Consider the following 18,598-nt stretch of genomic DNA (forward strand, 5'->3'; position numbering starts at 1 on the left):
AGCCTGGCCGGCGTGCCCCTTCCCCCGGCCGTGGCCGGCGCCGCCGGCTCGTAGTCCCGTCGGGCGACGCTGGCGGCGTGGTCACGCAGCCGGGCCGCGACCCCGCTCGGCGGGCGGTGATGGGTGACGGTGTCGTAGGCGATGCCCGCGTCGAAGACGCGGCGCAGCCCGCCGGCGACGTTCGCGAGCGGGCCGCGGGTCCGGTCCCGGGCGACGATCACCTCGGCCCGCCGGACGGCCTGCGCCGCCTCGTGCCTGGTCGCGTCGGCCCGCGGCCCTCCGGCCGTGTCGAGCATGCCCGCGAGCGCCTCGAGCGCGCCGATGATCGCCCGCCTGCTCGGCCCGGCCCGGTCCTGGCGCGCCCCGGCCATGGTGAGCAGGTAGGCGAACACCGCGCCGGCGAGCGTCAGGACGGCCCGCGCCTCGATCGACGCCGACCCCGGCGGCAGCTGGGTCGCGACCGCGCACGCGACGATGATCGGCACCGGCCCCGGCGGCGGCGCGAGCAGCGCCGTGAACAGGATCGTCGCGAGGAACCCCACCCCCGCGACCGTCAGAGCCGTCCGCCAGGCGTTTCCCCCGGCCATCGCTCCCAGGGTGGTCGCGGCCACGGCCCCGACCGCGACCACGGGCAGCGCCCGGGCCCGGTACCCCCAGCTGGAGGCCGGAAAGTAGATCGCCGTGATGGCGCCCAGCGCCGCCGTCAGCCCGGCCGACAGCCGCCCGGTCAGCTCCCCCACGGCCAGCGGCGCCCCGGTGGCCACCGCGTTGATGATCGCCAGCCGCACCCGCCCGGGCGGCAGCCGAGTGATCTCGAACACCCCCCGCAGCGACACCCGGCTCCCCGGCTCGGGCACCGGCAGCCGCGGCGGATGCTCCATCACCCGTTCATGCCCAACCACCCACACACCGCAACCAGCCCCAGCCGGTACCCATCAAGCCCGCCCATAGGCCCCGCGCGGTACCGCCGTCAGGAAAGGACGTCAGCTTCCCGACACCCGACAGAATCCCCATGAGAGAAACAGACCGAGCGTGCACGGAAACAACAAGAACAGCGAAACCAACAAATCTCCGGAGCAACCCAGATAAGTCGGACCCAATCGGGGGTCCAGGGGGGCGAAGCCCCCCTGGCGTGGGGTCCGGGGCTCGGCCCCGGAGCAAAATAACGGGCTCCGGCGAAGCTGACCGAAGGTCAGCGAGCAGGAGCCCCTACGCGAGTGGGCGAGGGGGGAGTTGAACCCCCACGTCCTTTCGGACACACGGACCTGAACCGTGCGCGTCTGCCATTCCGCCACTCGCCCGAGTGGTCTTTCCCGTGAACCGGAGCTACCGTACCACGTCCAAGTGCGGTCCAGGTGGGGGGTACGGACCAGTTCCGCCCCGAGGTCCGCGGGGACGTTGTGCCGCCCGGTGAGCCGGCGGGTCGGTAAGGCGACGGGTCTGGTCGCGACCGGTGGGCGGGGCAGGCGGCCGGGCGCGACATACGATCTCACCTACCGGTGAGAAGGGAGGTCGGGCATGGGCGTGCTACAACGTTTCGAGCGTCGCCTGGGCGGCCTCGTCGAGGGCGCGTTCGCCAAGGTCTTCAAGGGCGGCGTCGAGCCGGTGGAGATAGCGGGCGCGTTGGCCCGGGAGACCGACGACCGGCGGGCGATCAGCTCGAACCGGGTGCTCGTGCCGAACGAGTTCGGCGTCGAGCTGGCCAGCGGGGACTATGCCCGGCTGTCGCCCTACAGCCGGGCTCTGTGCGACGAGCTGGCGGAGATGGTCCGCGAGCACGCGGCCGAGCAGCGGTACACCTTCGTCGGCCCGGTGAACGTCCGGCTGGCCGAGGCGTCGGACCTGGACGTTGGCGTGTTCCGGATCCGCAGCAGCGTGGCGTCGGCCGACCCTGGAGTGATCGCCACCGCGCACCGCGGCCCGCGGGCGGCACCGGGCGCTCCCCGCCTGCTGATCACCAACAAGGAAGCCCCGCCGGGACAGGAGCGGGAGTACGCCCTGGCCGCGGAGTCGACGCTGATCGGCCGCAGCGTGGAGTGCGACATCCGGCTGACGGACACCGGTGTGTCGCGCAGGCACGGCGAGATCCGCCAGCTACCGGACGGCAACTTCCTCTATGTCGACGCCGGTTCGACGAACGGCAGCATCGTGAACGGCCGGCCGGCGACGCAGGTGAAGCTGGTCAGCGGCGATCTGATCGAGCTCGGCAGCGCCTTGATCACCTTCGAGCGTGAGGACGCGCGGGGCCGGGAGCCAGGCCGGGCCGCCCCGTCCCCGTCGCCGGACCCGTACGCGCGCCGGGAGGACCCGCGAGGCCCTGGCGCCGACCCGTACCGCGCCGGCCCAGGCGGCCGGCCAGAGCGCGAGCGGCGCGACCCGTATCCGGACCGGTCCAGCCCACGCAACGAGCCGTACCGCCGCAGCGCCGACCCACCGGATCGGCTTCCCCGGTCCGGCAGGGACCCCGCCGCCGATCCGGCGGGGAGCCCGGGCCGGCCCGAGCGGCGGGACCCGTACGCGGACCGGTCCAGCCCGCGCAACGAGCCCTACCGCGACCGGCCCGCCGGCCCTCGCGACCCGTACGCCGACAGGTCGGGCCCACGCAACGAGCGATACCGGGACGCCCCCCACCGGCCCCCGGCGGGCCCGCGTGACGAGCCGTACCGCGACGCGGCGCCCGGCGCCGGGCGGGGCCCGCGTGACGAGCGGGATGCGCGGTCGCGTCGGGATCCCGACGGGGATCTGTACCCTGGTGCGGGGGATGGTCATGGTCCTGGTCGCCGTGCCGAGAGGCGTCCCGATGAGCGTCCCCGAGGGAACGCCTCGCGGCCGCCCGCGAACGGCCGGGACGGCCGTCCTGGTGGCCGTGGGGCTCCGGCGGGACCCGGGGGCCCTGCCAGGTCGGCGGAGCCGGCCAGGGAGGCCCGGGAGCCGATCCGGGAAGTCCGCGACGGTGTTCCCGAAGAGCTCTACGATGCCGAGACCCAACTACCTGGCCGCGCCCCCGCTCGTCCTCGGGCCGACGACGACCGTCGGCGCCGGCCGGGCTCACCCCCTCCGAACGACCGGAGCTGGTAAAGCCTGATGGATCCCACCCAGCCGAGCGAGCTCGTCCTGCTGCTGGTGAAAATCGGTTACCTGACGTTGCTCTGGGCGTTCGTCCTGTTGGCGGTCCGCGCCGTGCGCGCGGATCTGTTCGACCCGGCGCGGCGACGCACGCGCCGCGGTGTGGCCGTCGGCGCCGGCGCGCAGGGCGCTGGTCCAATACCGCATCGGCCGCGGCCCGCCCAACCACGACCGGCCGCTCCTGCCCCATCACCACCGAACGCACCCAATGCATACCCGCCGAGCAAGGTCGTAGTCACAAAGGGTCCGCTAGCGGGCACCGTCATCCCACTAACCGGCGAACCGATCACCATAGGACGGGCTCCGGACTCGACGCTGGTACTTGACGATGACTTCGCGTCCGGCCGGCATGCGAGACTCGTCCCGCACGAAGGTCGGTGGTTCGTCGAAGATCTCAACTCGACCAACGGAACCTTTCTCGAACACACGAAAGTGACCACGCCCATGCCGGTACCCCTCGGCGCCCCGGTCAGGATTGGCAAGACGGTCCTGGAGCTCCGCCGGTGAGCCTTCGGCTTCACTATGCGATCCGCTCGGACGTCGGCCACGTCCGAGAAGGAAATGAGGACTCGGCCTACGCCGGTCCCTATCTGCTCGCCGTCGCCGACGGCATGGGTGGTCATGCCGCCGGTGAGGTGGCGAGTTCGACGGTCGTCTCCGCGCTCGCCGAGCTTGACACCGAGACCGACGCCGACGAGGTCCTGGAGGCGCTCGTCGCCGCCATGCACGAGGCGAACGCCCAGCTGCGCGCGATGTCCGCCCGGGACGGGACGCTCGACGGCATGGGCACCACGGTCACCGCGCTGCTCGCGTCGGGCGACCAGCTCGGTGTGCTGCACGTCGGCGACTCCCGCTGCTACCTGCTGCGTGACGAGGTGCTCAGCCAGGTCACGCATGACCACACGCTGGTCCAGGACCTGGTCGACCAGGGCCGGATCACCCCGGAGCAGGCGAACACCCACCCGCAGCGCTCGCTGCTGATGCGGGCGCTCGACGGCCGCGAGGTCGAGCCCGACCTGTCGATGCGCCAGGCGCAGCTCGGTGACCGCTATCTGCTGTGCACCGACGGCCTGTCCGGTGTGGTCAGCGGCGAGACGATCCTCGAGGCGCTGCTGGGGACGAGCCCGCGCGACGCCGTCGACCGGCTGGTGGAGCTCGCGCTCAAGGGCGGCGGCCCGGACAACATCACGGTGGTGGTGGCCGACGTCGTCGACGACGAGGAGCCGCTCGACGAGGCGACGGTCGCCGGCGCGGCCGCCGAGAAGGGGAGCGTCCCGGGGGCGACGGCGGCCCGGGTCGGCCCGAACCCGCGCAACCCGGACACCGACTCGGCGGCCGCGAAGGCCGCCAGGATCGGGAAGGGCTCCCCTCGCGGCGGGCTGTCGGCGGACGACTTCGCCGAGGGCTCGGAGCGCCGCGGCGGGCGGCGCGTCGTGTTCATCGGGGCGACCGTCGTGGTGCTGCTGGTCGTCACCGCGGTCGTCGGCTGGACCTGGATGCGCAACCAGTACTACGTGGGCGTCCGGGACGACAAGGTGGCGATCCTGCAGGGCGTGCCCAGCCTCGGGTCGCTGGCCAAGTCCCACAAGATCTTCGACGACCTGCCGCTGTCCAGCGTCGCCCAGGACCAGCGGGACGCGCTGCGGGACGGCATCGGCGCCGACGACCTCGCCGACGCCGAGAAGATCGTCGCCGACCTGAAGCTCATCGACACCGACGAGGTGATCCCCGGTGAGGCGACCCGCCCGAGCCCGAGCCCGAGCCTGACCCCGTCGCCGACCCCGACCCTGGGGCCGAGCGGGATCCCGTCGACGGCGGCGGCGCCAGCGAACCCATGACCCTGCCGCCGCTGCGTCGGCCACGGCCCGCCGATCTGACGGCGACCTTCGCCGGCTTCCCGCTGCCAGCAGGGCTGGACATCCCGCCGTACCGTCGGCGCGAGCTTGTTCTGCTCGTGTTCGCGGGGCTGCTGGCGACTGGTGCGCTGGCCGCGCTGATGCTGGCGCACGACGGCAAGCTCACCTTCCAGATCGCCACGTACGGTCTGGGGTTCTTCGCGCTGTGGGGGGTCGCGCATCTGGCGGTGCGCTGGTTCGCCCCGGCGGCCGATCCGCTGCTGCTGCCGCTGACGGCCGCGCTCAACGGGATCGGCCTGGTGATGATCTATCGGATCGACCTGGCCCGGTCGGACGCGCAGCGCAAGGCGGGCGAGGACGTAACGGTCGGCGCGGCGCAGACCCAACTGGTCTGGACACTTCTCGCGATCATCGTGTTCGTGCTGGTCCTCGCGGTGATGCGCGACCACACGACGCTCACCCGCTACACCTACACGGCCGGTCTGGCGGGCATCGTCCTGCTGCTGCTGCCGGTGGTACCCGGGATCGGCGCGACGATCAACGGCGCCCGGCTGTGGCTGCGGGTCGGGCCGTTCTCGTTCCAGCCCAGCGAGGTGTCCAAGATCCTGCTGGCGATCTTCTTCGCCGGCTATCTGGGCCGGATGCGCGACGTCATCTCGGTCGCCTCGCCAACCGTCCTCGGCCTCAAGCTGCCGCGGCCGCGCGACCTCGGGCCGGTGGTGGTCGCCTGGGCGGCGAGCCTGGGCGTGCTGATCGTCGAGAAGGACCTCGGCTCGTCGCTGCTGCTGTTCGCGATGTTCCTGGTGATCCTCTACACGGCGACCGAGCAGGTCTCCTGGGTGCTGGTCGGCCTCGGCCTGTTCTGCGGCGGCGCCATGCTCGCCTACCAGCTCTTCGACCACGTCCAGGTGCGTGTCGACGGCTGGCTGCACGCCTTCCAGGGCACCAACCCGACGAGCACGTCCTACCAACTGGTGCAGGGCCTCTACGGGTTCGCGGCCGGAGGAGTGCTGGGCACGGGCATCGGCCAGGGGAACCCCACCAAGGTGCCGTTCTCCAACACCGACTTCATCATGGCCAGCCTGGGTGAGGAGCTCGGGCTGACCGGTGTCATGGCGATCCTGGTGATGTACATGCTGATCGTCATGCGCGGACTGCGGGCGGCCGTCGCCGCCCGCGACCCGTTCGGCAAGCTGCTGGCGACCGGGCTGTCGGCGACCATCGCCTTCCAGGTCTTCGTACAGGTCGGCGGCGTCATGCGGCTGATCCCGCTGACCGGACTCACCTTGCCGTTCATGTCGTACGGCGGTTCGTCGATCGTCGCCAATGCCGCGATCATCGCGATTCTGCTGCGGATCAGCGACACCACCACCCGTGACAAGCGGGAGAAGGCCGACCCGGCCCCGCTGTTCGACCCGGGCGCGGTGGCCGGCGCCGAGACGCAGGTGGTGGTGAAGGCGACATGAACCGGCCGATCCGCAAGGTCACCGTCGTCTGCGTCGTGCTGTTCGCCGCCCTGTTGATCAACGCGAACTGGGTGCAGGTCGGCCAGCAGCGCAGCCTCAAGCAGCAGCCGACGAACAGCCGGGAGATCGCCGCCCGTCTCGACCGCGAGCGCGGGGCCATCGTCACGGACCCGACGAGGACCACGCTCGCGTCGTCGACGCCGGTCGACGACGAGTTCAAGTACCTGCGGCAGTACGCCGACGGCCGGCTGTACGCGCCGGTCACGGGCTACTTCACGCTCTACAGCGCGACCGGGCTGGAGCGCTCGCAGAACCCGTTCCTCAACGGCGACGACGACCGGCTGCTCGCCAGCAAGGTGACCGGCCTGTTCTCCAACGACGACCGGCGCGGCGGGACGGTCGCCATCACGATCGACCCACGCGTCCAGCAGGCCGCCGCGGAGGCGCTCGGCACCCGCAAGGGCGCCGTGGTCGCGCTCGACCCGCGAACCGGGGCGATCCTGGCCATGATGTCGACGCCGTCGTACGACCCGAACGACCTGGCGGGCCACGACCTGGAGACCGTGCAGAAGAACTACAGCACGCTCGAGGCCGACCCGGCGAAGCCGCTGCTCAACCGGGCCATCCAGGAGACCTACCCGCCCGGCTCCACCTTCAAGATCATAACCGCCGCCGCGGCGCTGTCGTCGGGCGACTGGGACCCGAACTCGGAGATCCCGGCCCCGGACAAGCTCCCGCTGCCGCAGAGCACCGTGGAGCTGCCGAACTTCGGCGGCGAGCGGTGCGGCAACGGCCGGACCGACACGCTGATCCACGCCCTGACCATCTCCTGCAACACGGCGTTCGCCCAGCTGGGCATGGACCTCGGCGACGACAAGCTGCGCGACCAGGCGGAGGCGTTCGGCTTCGGCAGCACCATCGACGACTTCGAGCTCCCGCAGGCGACCAGCAGATTCCCCGGCGACCTCGACCAGGCGCAGACCGCGCAGTCGGCCATCGGCCAGTACGACGTCAGGGTGACCCCGCTCCAGATGGCACAGGTGGTCGCGGCGATCGCGAACGGTGGGCGGATGATGAAGCCGTACCTCGTTCAGGAACTCAGCGGTCCCGACCTCAAGCGGATCGCTTATACCGAGCCGGAGGAGCTCGGCCAACCCATAAGCGCGCAGGTAGCCAGCGATCTGACCACCATGATGGAGTCGGTGGTCCGATCCGGCACCGGACGGAAGGCACAGATCAACGGCGTGTCGGTGGCAGGGAAGACCGGTACCGCCGAACATGGGGCGAACGAACCACCGCACGCCTGGTTCGTTGGATTCGCCCCAGCCGACAACCCCACCATCGCCATCGCGGTCGTCGTCGAGGACGGCGGCGGAGAGTCCGGGACCGGCGGATCCATCGCGGCCCCGATCGCACAGAGGGTCATGCAGACCGCATTGGACGTTCGAGGATGAACCAGCCCGCCCACCAGCCAGCCCAGCCGTTCGCCGGAGCCGTTCCGTCGAACACCGTTCTTGACAACCGCTACCGCCTCGACGGCCGGATCGCCACCGGCGGCATGGGCGAGGTGTGGCGCGGCGTCGACCAGACCCTCGGCCGGCCGGTCGCCGTGAAGCTGCTGCGCCCGGAGTACGCCAGCGACGAGTCCTTCCTGGTCCGCTTCCGTGGCGAGGCGCGGCACGCCGCGCGGCTCTCGCACCCGGGCATCGCGTCCGTCTACGACTACGGCGAGGTCGCGACCGTCGACGACCACCCGACCGCCTACCTGGTGATGGAGCTGGTCGAGGGCGAGCCGCTGTCGGCCATCCTGCACCGGGAGAAGCGGCTGCCGCCCGAGCGGATGCTCGACGTCCTCGGGCAGGCGGCCGACGCGCTGCAGGCCGCGCACGCGCTCGGCATCGTGCACCGCGACATCAAGCCGGGCAACCTGCTCATCCGCCACGACGGCGTCGTCAAGGTCACCGACTTCGGCATCGCGCGGGCCGTCGACGCGGCCCCGCTCACCGCCACCGGGATCATGATGGGCACGGCCTACTACGTGTCCCCCGAGCAGGCGTCGGGCCGCCCGGTCACCCCGGCCAGTGACGTCTACTCGCTCGGTGTCGTCGCCTACGAGTGCCTGGCCGGCCGCCGGCCGTTCGACGACCGCAACCCGATCGTGGTCGTCATGGCGCACCAGCAGGACAACCCGCCCCCGCTGCCGGCGGACGTTCCCTACCAGGTGCGCTCGCTGGTCGAACAGGCGATGGCGAAGAACTCGGCGCGCCGGCCGTCGTCCGCCGGCGCGTTCGCGCGCAGCGCGGCCGGCATCCGCCGCGAGCTGTTCGCGCCCGAGCCCCGCTGGGCCGCCGGCGGGCACACCCCGGACATGACGGCGCGCCACCCGGGACCGGCCGGCCCGCCGCCGCGCGGGCGAACCAGGACGCCGTCCTGGCTCGCCGACGGCCCGGCCGGCACGCCCGCGGCCGGCGCCACGAGCCCCGCCACGGCGCGCGGCGGCTACCCAGGCGCCGCGGGCCGCGGCCCCGCGCCGGGCTACCAGCCGGGCGCCACCGGCTACCAGCCGGGCGCCACCGGCTACCAGCCCGGCGGGACCGGCTACCAGCAGCCCGCGGGTGGCGCGCCGACCGCCTACCAGCCCGGCGGGTACCCGCGGGACGGCGCCACGGGTTACCAGCCGGGCGCCACGGCCTACCAGCAGCCCGCGGCGGGGGCGCCGACCGCCTACCAGGCCGAGCAGCCGGGGCACGCCGCCTATCAGCCGGCCCCGACGGCCTACCAGCCGGCGGGGGGTGCCTGGCCGCCGGGCACGGACGACGAGCGGCTCGCCGAGACCGGCCTGGCCGCGGCGCAGCCACCACCTCCGGTCCACGACGACGAGCAGGACGGGTGGCGCCCGGCCGGCCGGGCGGCGAACCGCCGGGGCGGGGCGGGCCCGGCGGGCAGGGCCGGCGCGGCGGCCGGCGGCCGGCGGCGCAGGCTGAGCCTGCCGGTGCTGCTCGTGCTGCTGGCGATCACCGTGGTCGTGTGCGCCCTGATCACCCGCTCGATCGCCAGCTCCGGCGGTTCCAGCCAGTCAGCGACTCCAATCACACCGACAGTGACGACCGGGCCCGGCGATGATGGGATCGTCGTCGTGGAGGCGAACGGCGGTGTCTGATGTGACGGAGATGTACGGGACGGAGCCACGTCTCGTCGGTGGCCGGTACGAGCTGGGCGGCGGCATCGGCTACGGCGGCATGGCCGAGGTCTACCGGGGCCGCGACGTCCGGCTCGGCCGGGACGTGGCCGTGAAGGTGCTGCGCTCGGACCTCGCCCGCGACCCGAACTTCCTCAAGCGCTTCCAGCGGGAGGCGCAGTCCGCCGCCGGCCTCAACCACCCGGCGATCGTGTCGGTCTACGACACCGGCGAGGACCTCATCAACGGCAGCCGGCTGCCGTACATCGTGATGGAGTTCGTCGAGGGGCGCACCCTGCGCGAGGTGCTGCAGCGCGAGGGCCCGATCCCCGAGCGCCGGGCGATGGAGATCACCTCCGACATCTGCGCGGCGCTGGACTACAGCCACCGGCTGGGCATCATCCACCGCGACATCAAGCCGGCGAACGTGATGCTCACCCCGGACGGCGTGGTCAAGGTGATGGACTTCGGCATCGCCAAGGCCAGCAACGCCACGTCGTCGACGATGACCGCCACTCAGGCCGTCATCGGCACCGCCCAGTACCTCTCCCCGGAGCAGGCCCGCGGCGCGAAGGTCGGCCCGGCCAGCGACGTCTACTCCACCGGGGTGCTGCTCTACGAGCTGCTCACCGGCGAGCCGCCGTTCCGCGGCGACAACCCGGTCGCCGTGGCCTACCAGCACGTCCGGGAGCTGCCCGACCCGCCGTCGCGGCGCAACCCGCAGCTGTCGGCGGTGGCGGACGCGGTGACGCTCAAGGCGCTCGAGAAGGAGATCGAGAACCGGTACTCCACCGCCGGGGAGATGCGCGACGACCTGGAGCGGGCGCTGTCCGGCCGCCGGGTGCTCGCCCAGCAGCAGCCGCCGGGCCGGCCGTCCGGCGGCTCGATGGCGGCGACCCAGATCGCCGGCCGCCCCGGCGGCTACCAGGACGACTACCGCCGCGACGACACCGACTACCGGGACACCGGCTACCGCGACACCGGTGGCTACCAGGAGACGGCCTACGCGAACGGCGGCTACGGCGGCCGGGGCGGCTACGACGAGCCCCGGGGGCGCTCCGGGTACACCGACCAGTTCGACCGGTTCGCGCCCACCGGCGAGTTCGACCGCTACGGCCAGGGCGGCGCGGCCAGCGGCCCGGGTGGCCAGGGCGGGCCAGCCGGCCCGGAGCCCAGGCGCGGCTCGGGCGCGTGGAAGTGGGTGCTCGCCGGCCTCGCCGTCGTGCTCACCTTCGTCGTCGTCTCGCTGGTGGCCACCTCGCTGTTCAGCAACGACAGCGGCGGCAAGGGCGACGACACCGCGACCACCCAGGAGACGATCCCGGGGGGCCTGATCGGCCAGCCGCCGGACGTGGTCAAGACCCGGCTGAGCGACCTTGGCTTCACCAACTTCCAGGAGGAGCAGGTCACGAACGCCGACGCGGAGCCCGACACGGTGACCGCGATCGACCCCCCTGAGGGCCAGAAGGTCGACAAGACCACCACGATCAAGCTGACGATCGCGGTCGCGCCGGACGCGGTCGAGGTCCCGAACGTCGTCGGCCAGAGCGAGCAGCAGGCGACCCAGACCCTCACCGACGCGGGCTTCGAGGTGAACTCCGACACCTTCTCCGGCACGGCTACCAGGCGGCCGGGCCAGGTGGAGGACACCAACCCGAAGGCCGGGCAGCGGGCGACGCCGGGCACCGAGGTCACGATCTACGTGGTCAGCTCGTCGGTCAACGTCGGCGACTACCGCGGCCGGCAGGTCAGCGTGGCGATCGCGGAGATCGAGAAGCTGGGGCTGAAGTACACCATCGACGAGCAGCTCAGCGCCGACAAGCAGCCGGGCACGGTCATCGACCAGACCCCGGCCAACGCCACGGTCGAGCGGGGCGACACGATCACCCTGGTCGTCGCCAAGCAGGTCGGGCCGACCCAGACCTCGGGCCCACCGCCGACCAGCCCCAACACCAGCCCGAGCCCGACCTCGACCCCGACGGCGACCATCACGCTGCCCGGCGGTGGCGGCGGCTCACCGACTGGCTGAGCGGTGCCGTGGGCGGCCCCAGCGGCCGCCCACGGCACGCCCGGCCCACCCGCGCGCGGCAAGCGGCAAGGACAGGAACGAGAGCGGCATGCGCATCCTGGTCGTCGACAACTACGACTCGTTCGTCTTCAACCTCGTCCAGTACCTGGGCCAGCTCGACGCCCAGTGCGTGGTCCGGCGCAACGACGAGGTGGACCCGGAGCGGGTCGGTGAGCTGGGCGTCGACGGCGTGCTGCTCTCCCCCGGCCCCGGCACGCCGGAGGCCGCCGGCGTCACCATCCCGATGGTGACCGCCGCCGCGGCGCGCGGGCTGCCGGTGTTCGGCGTCTGCCTCGGCCATCAGGCGATCGGCGTCGCGTTCGGCGCGACCGTCGACCGGGCACCCGAGCTGCTGCACGGCAAGACGTCCGTCGTGCGCCACGACCGGACCGGCGTGCTCGCCGACCTGCCCGACCCGTTCGTCGCGACCCGCTACCACTCGCTGGCGGTCCAGGAGGCCACACTGCCGCCGGAGATCGAGGTGACCGCGCGGACCGACAGCGGCGTCGTGATGGCCATGCGGCACCGCGAGCTGCCGATCGAGGGGGTGCAGTTCCACCCCGAGTCGGTGCTCACCCAGGGCGGCCACCTGATGCTCGCGCGCTGGCTGGAGGGCTGCGGCGACGGCGGCGCGGCCCGCCGGCTCGCGCCCGCCCTGTCCAGCGAGGTGGAGACCCTGCGCCAGGCGGCCTTCGCCTGAGCGAGTCCACACCGACCACGGGAGCCACCGGGGCAGGTGTCGTAATAGCCTGCACGCAGCGTTGTTAGGTCCAACAAGGAGACATTCCCGTGCCCGAGTCGCGACGTCGCAAGCCGAAGAATGCCACGCAGACCCGTGCCACCACCCCGGTTGTTGCGAAGCGCAGGCAGCAGTCGCCTCGCTGGTTCGGCGGGGTGATCCTGGCGTTCTTCCTGATCGGGATCGCCTACCTGCTGACCTACTACTTCTCGAACGGCGGCGTGTTCGGGATGGAGGACCTCGGCGGGTGGAACATCCTGATCGGCTTCGGTTTTGTCGTGATTGGCCTCGGCGTGGCGACCCAGTGGCACTAGCCGTGCCCACGGCGCCGGTCGCCGGCCGGCGCGGACGAACACGGGGCCCGGCCGCCTGACCGGCGGCCGCGCTCCCCGCCGAGTTGCACGGCTGAGATTTATCCACAACCGTTGTCCACATGTGTGGATAGCGGCTAGACGATACAACGCAACACAAAGCGACGAGATCGTGACCCGGCGCGACCACGCGCTCGTGGGTCGAACGCTCGTGGGTCGAGATCCTGGCCGTCAACCGTCGTTCGGATCCTCGCGAGCGGATCCTCGCGAGCGAGCCTGCTCAGCGCGCGGCCGCGGGAACCCCGTCGGGGGCGAGGGCCGCGCGCACGGCGGCGGCCGTCGCGTCGGGGTCCTCGACGCCGACGACGAAACGCCCGAACTCTCCGCCGGGGGCAAGCTCCACCACGACGGCCGGACGGCCCCGGTAGACCGCGACGAAGTCCTTGCCGCCCCGGTGGCGCCAGGTACCCAGCGCGATCACACCGGGGAAGCCGGCCCCTGGGGCCCGGATGCCGCGCAGCTCACCGAACGGGCGCGCCGAGACCCGGATCTCGGCGACCTCGCCGAGATCGGCCGACACGTCCCCCCGCAGTGCCGCGAGCCGCTCCTTCTGGCTGAGCACGACCTCGACCCGACCACCCGCGACCTTCAGCTTCGCCACGCCCTCATGCTATGAGCTGGCTCGCCGTGAGTTCGGCCGGTGGGCCGGTGGGCTGGTCAGGTGGACGGCGACGGGCGCGCGTATGCCTCGGCGTCCTCCGCCCGGATCACGTACATCGTGGCCGTGATCAAGGCCAGGTGGGTGAACGCCTGCGGGAAGTTGCCGAGGTGGCGGCCGGTCGCGGCGTCCACCTCCTCCGCGAACAGGTCGAGCGGGCTCGCCATCGACAGCAGGCGCTCGCACAGCTGCCGGGCCCGGTGCAGCTCGCCGATCTCGACCAGCGCCGAGACCAGCCAGAACGAGCAGATCAGGAAGGCGCCCTCCTCGCCGCCGATCCCGTCGTCGGTCTCGTCGGTCCGGTAGCGCAGCACCAGCCCGTCGATGGTCAACTCGTCGGCGATCGCCAGCACGGTCGCCTTGACCCGGTCGTCGGACGCCGGCAGGAAGCCGAGCAGGGGGACGAGCAGGGCGGAGGCGTCCAGCGAGGTCGAGCCGTAGTACTGGGTGAACACGCCGCGGTCGTCGACGCCGTGCGCGCAGACGTCGGCGTGGATCTCCTCGGCGATGGTCTTCCAGCGGGCCGCCGTCTTCAGGTCGCCGCGCATCTGCGCGAGCCGGCGGCCGCGGTCGAGCGCCACCCAGCACATCATCTTCGAGGTGGTGAAGTGCCGCGGTTCGCCACGCACCTCCCAGATGCCGCGGTCCGGCTCGCGCCAGTGGGTGGCGGCCGACTCGGCCAGCCGGACGAGCACCGGCCACAGGCGCTCGGACAGGTAGTCCCGCGACTTCGTGTGCAGGTAGACCGAGTCGAGCACGGTGCCCCACACGTCGTGCTGGCGCTGTTTGTAGGCATCGTTGCCGACACGGACGGGGGTGGCGCCGTCGTAGCCGGACAGATGCCCGAGGACCTGTTCCTCCAGGTCGGACTCGCCGCCGACGCGGTACATCACCTGGATGTCGCCGTTTTCCTCACAGACGTCCGCGATGAATGAGAAGAAGTCGTTTGCCTCGTAGTCCAGGCCGAGTGTGTAGAGGCCCCACAGCGCGAAGGTGGAGTCCCTGATCCAGCTGTAGCGGTAATCCCAGTTGCGCTGGCCCTGCGGCGTCTCCGGCAACGAGGTGGTCGCGGCGGCCAGCAGCGCGCCGGTCGGCGCGTACGTCAGGCCCTTGAGCGCCAGTGCGCTGCGCTGCAGGTGACGCCGCCACGGATGGTCGGGGAACATCCCCCGGGACAGCCACTGCCGCCAGAACTCGGTGGTGGACTCGACGGCGGCCAGCGCCTGCGCGTAGGTGGTGGGCAGCATCGGGTCACGCGCCCGCCAGGTGAGCGCGACGAACGCGGTGTCGCCCTCCTTGAGCGTGGTGCGCACCAGCGCGCGCCGGCCGTCGAGGCCGAGCCGAAGGTCCGTGCGCAGCCGCAGGGTGACGCCGGTCTCGGCGTTGGTGATGATCCCGGATGAGTAGCCCTCGCCCTCGTACTCCCAGGACTCGGGTTTACGGCCGTAGTCGAAGTTCGGCTCGCAGAGCAGGCTGAGGTCGACCTGGCCGTGCTCGCAGCGGGCGGTGCGCAGCAGCACGTGCTCGGCGTCCCAGTCCATCGGGGTGCGCCGGTGCGTGTTGGAGCGCGCGGCGGTGCGGTGCCAGCGGCCGATGACCAGGCAGTCCGTGACGATCAGCCAGCCGTTCGGCGTCTGCCAGGTCGTCTCCATGACGTTGGTGCCCGGCAGGTAGCGCCTGCCGGCCGGGATCATGATGCGCTCGGGTCCGAACCGGAACCCACCGGCCGAGCGGTCCAGAATCGAGCCGAACACGCTCGGCGCGTCCGGACGCGGCACGCACATCCACTCGACGTTGCCGCTCGGCGCGACCAGGCAAGTCGTCTCGCAGTCCGAGAGAAAGGCGTATTCGGCAATCGGCGGGAACGGGCTGCCACCAAGCCGGCGTGTCGGTGAATGCGCCACCGCTTACCCCCGTTCCGCGGCGTCCGTTTCGCCGCGCACGCGCCTTCCGTCCCAGTTCCTCCCATGGCCCGAGGGGATCAGCGACCCCACATCGTTGCCCATTGTATAGGAGGTAGAAGCTGATAGTAATCAAGATGTAGCTGGCCGCGGCCCGTCACGCACCATTCGGGCGATTCCAGGCACCCACCTGAAAAATTCGCACCTCAGAAAGAGGTAAGCGGCTTATCAGCTCGCGCGCCGTACCGATAATCTGTCCCAGCACACGTCAAGGGGGACCGCGATGCTCAGCTCCACCCACGGGGCCAGCCGCCCACCGGGCTCATGGACGTCTTCGTCACGATCGTCCCTGCTCGTACCCGTGGCCAACGGCCCGCTCCCCTAGCGAGCGGACGGCCGTGCGACGACGACCCGGAGCATGCCGGTCGCATGCCTCTGGCTCCCGCGATCGCCCGGCCGGCGGCCCCCACCGGGCTGCCAGCGAGTCCCCTTCGGCGGTGTTCGGATCCGTGCCCCGAACACCGCCGGCCCGTGCGCGCGTCCGGGTCGTCGGGCCTTCGGTCCGACGGTCGGGCCGCGCCCGCCCGAGGCCTTCTCTCGGCGGGCGTGCCCAACGCCGACGACCTGGACACAGTGATCATGGAGCCGGCCGGCGCCGGCGCCATCCAGCAAGAACCGAAAGGTGACGACATGACGTCCACCGGACCCATGGTCGCCAGGAGGCACGGCGGCAGCATGCAGATCTCGGCGGCATTCGGGCCGGACCCGCGACCCGGCGGGAACGCCAGAGGCCCGGGCGACAGCTCGGTCCTGGCACGGTCGTGGCCATCCGCGCCCCTGGAGCCGGCCGACTCCCGCGGGCCCACCGTCCCCCGCGAGTCACTCGAGCCGCTCGGCGTCGCCAGCCCCACCACCGGGTCCAGCCCGCTTCGGTGGGTCGAGCCGTTCGGCCCGGTGGGGCCCCTGCGCCCGGTCCAGCAGGTCGGCCCGAGCGCGGGCCTCACCATCCCGGTGCCCACCGGGTTTCGCCCACAGGGCGACCAGAGCGAGCGCCCGACCTCGGCCGGCGTGTACGACGCCCTGCTCGGCGGCACGGCGCACCGCCGGGTGGACCGGCGGTTCGCGCTGGCGATCCTGCTGGAGTGGCCGGACGCGCCAGCCGCCGCGCGGGTCACCAGCGAGTTCCTGGTCCGCGCCGTGCGGTTCGCCGCCCGCAACGGGGTGAACCAGTTCCTCGCCCTCGGCGCCGGCGCGCGGACCATCGACCCCGTGCACGAGATCGCCTGCGCGGTCGCGCCGGAAAGCCAGACGGTCTACGTCGAGCCGGACCCGCTGGTGATCGCCCGCGTGCTGCCGGACGTCCCGACCGACCAGGCCACGATGGTGCGGGCGGACCTGGCCCGGCCGGACGAGGTGCTGCGCCACCCCGGCGTCCGAGCCCGGCTCGACCTGACCCGACCGATCGTGGTGGTGGCGGTGCCCGGGCTGCCGCAGGTCGCCGACGACCGCGACCCCCGCGAGGTGCTGCGCGGCTACCGCGAGGCCACGCCGCGGGGAAGCCTGTTGATCTTCTCCCAGCTGTGCGACGAGGGCAGCGCGCGCGGTCTGCGCGGGCTGTTCGAGCAGGCCGGCCTGCCCGGCACGCAGCGGCCGCACGCCCAGACCGTCGACCTGGTCAGCACCTGGGATCCGATCGAGCCCGGCCTGGTACCGGCCGAGGAGTGGCACGCCCCCGACGAGCGCCCGCGCCCGCACTTCGGCCGGATCCCCGTCTACGCCTCCGTCGGCTGGCGCTGACTCAGGAGGCAGGGACCGCCAAGCCCTCTCTCGGGGCTCGTCAGCCGGTCAGCCTCTGGTGTTGCTCAGGAGTTCGGCGAGGCTCGGCGTGCCCAGGACCGCCACGAGGACGCACACTCCGACGAGGGCGACGGTGCCGAGCGCCTGCAGCGCGGCGAGCCGCCGCGGCACGTAGGCGTAGACCAGTCCCAGCAGCAGCCCGGCGGCGAGACCGCCAATGTGGCCCCACATGTCGATGCCCGAGATGGTGAACGTGAGCACCAGGTTGATCCCGATGACGATCAGGATCGGCCGGGCGTCGATGCGCAACCGGCGCGCGACCACGTAGTAGGCGGCGGCGAAACCGAAGATCGCCGTGGAGGCGCCGACCGACAGGTAACCGGCCTCGTCACGGTGCATCAGGAAGCTGAGTGTGTTCCCGGCGACCGCGCACCCGAGGAAGAGGGCGAGGTAACGCAGCCGGCCGAGGGTGGCCTCCAGTTGCATGCCGAGCACGTACAGCGCGTACATGTTGATCAGGATGTGGAAGATCGAGCCGTGCAGGAACGCCGGGCTCACGAGCCGGTAGTACTCGTGGTTCGCCACGATGTAGAAGACGGACATCCCGAAGTCTTCGGTGAAGCTGTTGACGCGGCTCCCGCCGCTGAGCCCGGGCAGTCCCTGCAGCACGAAGGCGACGAGGCAGAGCGCGATCAGGATCTTCGTGACGAGGCCGGACGAGGCGTTCTCGGCCCGGCCGCCGAGCGCGGTGCGCGCCGGGCGCCGGGGGGCGCCGCCCTCCTCCGGGCAGTGGAAGCCAACCGATGCCGGGCGCATGCAGTCCGGGCAGATCGGCCGGCCGCAGCGCTGGCAGGAGACGAACGCCTCCCGGTCGGTGTGCCGGTAGCAACGGGTCTGCTGCCCGGGCTGCCCGCCCGGCGGGGACGGCTGGCCGCCGCCCGGGCCGGACCCGCTCGCCGGCGCCGGCGCCCCGGGCTGCCCGGCGAACGGCGCGCCCTGGGGCGCCGACCACGGCACCGGCGGCTGCCCCGGCGCGGGCGGCGCCGTCCAGCCCGGATGCCCGGTCGGCAGACCTGGCGACGCCGGCCCACCGGCGTCCTGGAGACGCCGGCCGTCCGGCTCGGCGGGCGCGGGTGGGATGCTCGGCGCCGGTGGCGCCTGGTCGGCCGGGTCCAGGGGCCGCGCCCACTGGGAACGCTGCTCCGCCCCGGCGCCGCCCGCCTGGCCGGGGACCGCGCCGCTCGCTTCGGCTCCCGCCGGCCCGGAACCGGCTACCGGCTCGGACGGCCCGGTGCCCTGCGCCGTCATGCCCGCCGCCTTCCCCGGGCACCGTCAGCTGGTACGCCGGCCGTCGCGCGACGGCCGGCCCGCCGGGCCCCCACCCTGGCCATGACGTCCCTCGGGTATGCCGGCAGCGGCCCTCGGGGGGCGCCTCCGC

At 72.5% G+C, this 18,598-nt stretch carries 13 protein-coding genes, 1 tRNA gene and 1 pseudogene; 10 read left to right on the plus strand and 5 right to left on the minus strand.

The window, feature by feature from the left end; genetic code table 11:
• Both I6A81_RS01115 and I6A81_RS01120 read right to left on the minus strand, forming a co-directional pair.
• Positions 1 to 881, minus strand: a pseudogene (locus tag I6A81_RS01115) (FUSC family protein); the annotation flags it as partial.
• 337 nt (positions 882 to 1,218) lie between these two features.
• A tRNA-Leu gene (locus I6A81_RS01120) sits at positions 1,219 to 1,301 on the minus strand.
• 217 nt (positions 1,302 to 1,518) lie between these two features.
• On the opposite strand from I6A81_RS01120, the gene I6A81_RS01125 reads away from it, so the two are divergent.
• From I6A81_RS01125 to I6A81_RS01165, 9 genes are all read left to right on the plus strand, one after another.
• Positions 1,519 to 3,078, plus strand: coding sequence for an FhaA domain-containing protein (locus I6A81_RS01125; protein WP_203007302.1), 1,560 nt, complete (start codon positions 1,519 to 1,521; stop codon positions 3,076 to 3,078).
• Positions 3,079 to 3,084: 6 nt separating this feature from the next.
• A complete protein-coding gene (locus I6A81_RS01130; protein WP_203007301.1) occupies positions 3,085 to 3,633 on the plus strand; it encodes an FHA domain-containing protein FhaB/FipA in 549 nt (182 codons plus the stop codon).
• Positions 3,630 to 4,964 (plus strand): PP2C family protein-serine/threonine phosphatase, encoded by a 1,335-nt coding sequence (locus I6A81_RS01135; RefSeq protein ID WP_203007300.1) that lies wholly within the window; start codon positions 3,630 to 3,632, stop codon positions 4,962 to 4,964. Before I6A81_RS01130 ends, I6A81_RS01135 begins: the two co-directional genes overlap by 4 nt.
• Entirely contained in the window at positions 4,961 to 6,448 is a 1,488-nt protein-coding gene (locus I6A81_RS01140) for an FtsW/RodA/SpoVE family cell cycle protein (RefSeq protein ID WP_203007299.1), read from the plus strand. Before I6A81_RS01135 ends, I6A81_RS01140 begins: the two co-directional genes overlap by 4 nt.
• Positions 6,445 to 7,902: a peptidoglycan D,D-transpeptidase FtsI family protein gene (locus tag I6A81_RS01145; protein WP_203007298.1), complete on the plus strand. Its 1,458-nt coding sequence runs from the start codon at positions 6,445 to 6,447 to the stop codon at positions 7,900 to 7,902. Before I6A81_RS01140 ends, I6A81_RS01145 begins: the two co-directional genes overlap by 4 nt.
• Positions 7,899 to 9,608 (plus strand): serine/threonine-protein kinase, encoded by a 1,710-nt coding sequence (locus I6A81_RS01150; protein WP_203010064.1) that lies wholly within the window; start codon positions 7,899 to 7,901, stop codon positions 9,606 to 9,608. Before I6A81_RS01145 ends, I6A81_RS01150 begins: the two co-directional genes overlap by 4 nt.
• Positions 9,601 to 11,655 carry a Stk1 family PASTA domain-containing Ser/Thr kinase gene (pknB, locus tag I6A81_RS01155; protein ID WP_307874389.1) on the plus strand — a complete coding sequence of 685 codons (2,055 nt, stop codon included), beginning with the start codon at positions 9,601 to 9,603 and terminating at the stop codon, positions 11,653 to 11,655. The genes I6A81_RS01150 and pknB overlap by 8 nt, the downstream gene beginning before the upstream one ends.
• 88 nt (positions 11,656 to 11,743) lie before the next feature.
• Positions 11,744 to 12,394 carry an aminodeoxychorismate/anthranilate synthase component II gene (locus I6A81_RS01160; protein WP_203007572.1) on the plus strand — a complete coding sequence of 217 codons (651 nt, stop codon included), beginning with the start codon at positions 11,744 to 11,746 and terminating at the stop codon, positions 12,392 to 12,394.
• Positions 12,395 to 12,483: 89 nt separating this feature from the next.
• Positions 12,484 to 12,747, plus strand: a complete 264-nt coding sequence (locus tag I6A81_RS01165; RefSeq protein ID WP_203007573.1) for a cell division protein CrgA — start codon at positions 12,484 to 12,486, stop codon at positions 12,745 to 12,747.
• Between the two features lie 277 nt (positions 12,748 to 13,024).
• Here the strand turns inward: I6A81_RS01165 and I6A81_RS01170 are convergent, their stop codons facing one another.
• Entirely contained in the window at positions 13,025 to 13,405 is a 381-nt protein-coding gene (locus I6A81_RS01170) for a hypothetical protein (RefSeq protein ID WP_203007574.1), read from the minus strand.
• A gap of 56 nt (positions 13,406 to 13,461) precedes the next feature.
• Entirely contained in the window at positions 13,462 to 15,366 is a 1,905-nt protein-coding gene (locus I6A81_RS01175) for a glycoside hydrolase family 15 protein (protein WP_203007575.1), read from the minus strand.
• A 687-nt stretch (positions 15,367 to 16,053) separates the two neighbouring features.
• Here I6A81_RS01175 and I6A81_RS01180 point away from each other — a divergent pair.
• Positions 16,054 to 17,160 (plus strand): SAM-dependent methyltransferase, encoded by a 1,107-nt coding sequence (locus I6A81_RS01180; protein WP_203007576.1) that lies wholly within the window; start codon positions 16,054 to 16,056, stop codon positions 17,158 to 17,160.
• A gap of 48 nt (positions 17,161 to 17,208) precedes the next feature.
• Here the strand turns inward: I6A81_RS01180 and I6A81_RS01185 are convergent, their stop codons facing one another.
• Complete coding sequence (locus tag I6A81_RS01185; protein WP_203007577.1) at positions 17,209 to 18,468, minus strand: rhomboid family intramembrane serine protease; 1,260 nt, start codon at positions 18,466 to 18,468, stop codon at positions 17,209 to 17,211.
• Positions 18,469 to 18,598: the final 130 nt, after the last annotated feature.

It is taken from the genome of Frankia nepalensis, from assembly GCF_016786325.1.
Taxonomy (GTDB): Bacteria; Actinomycetota; Actinomycetes; order Frankiales; family Frankiaceae; genus Pseudofrankia; species Pseudofrankia nepalensis.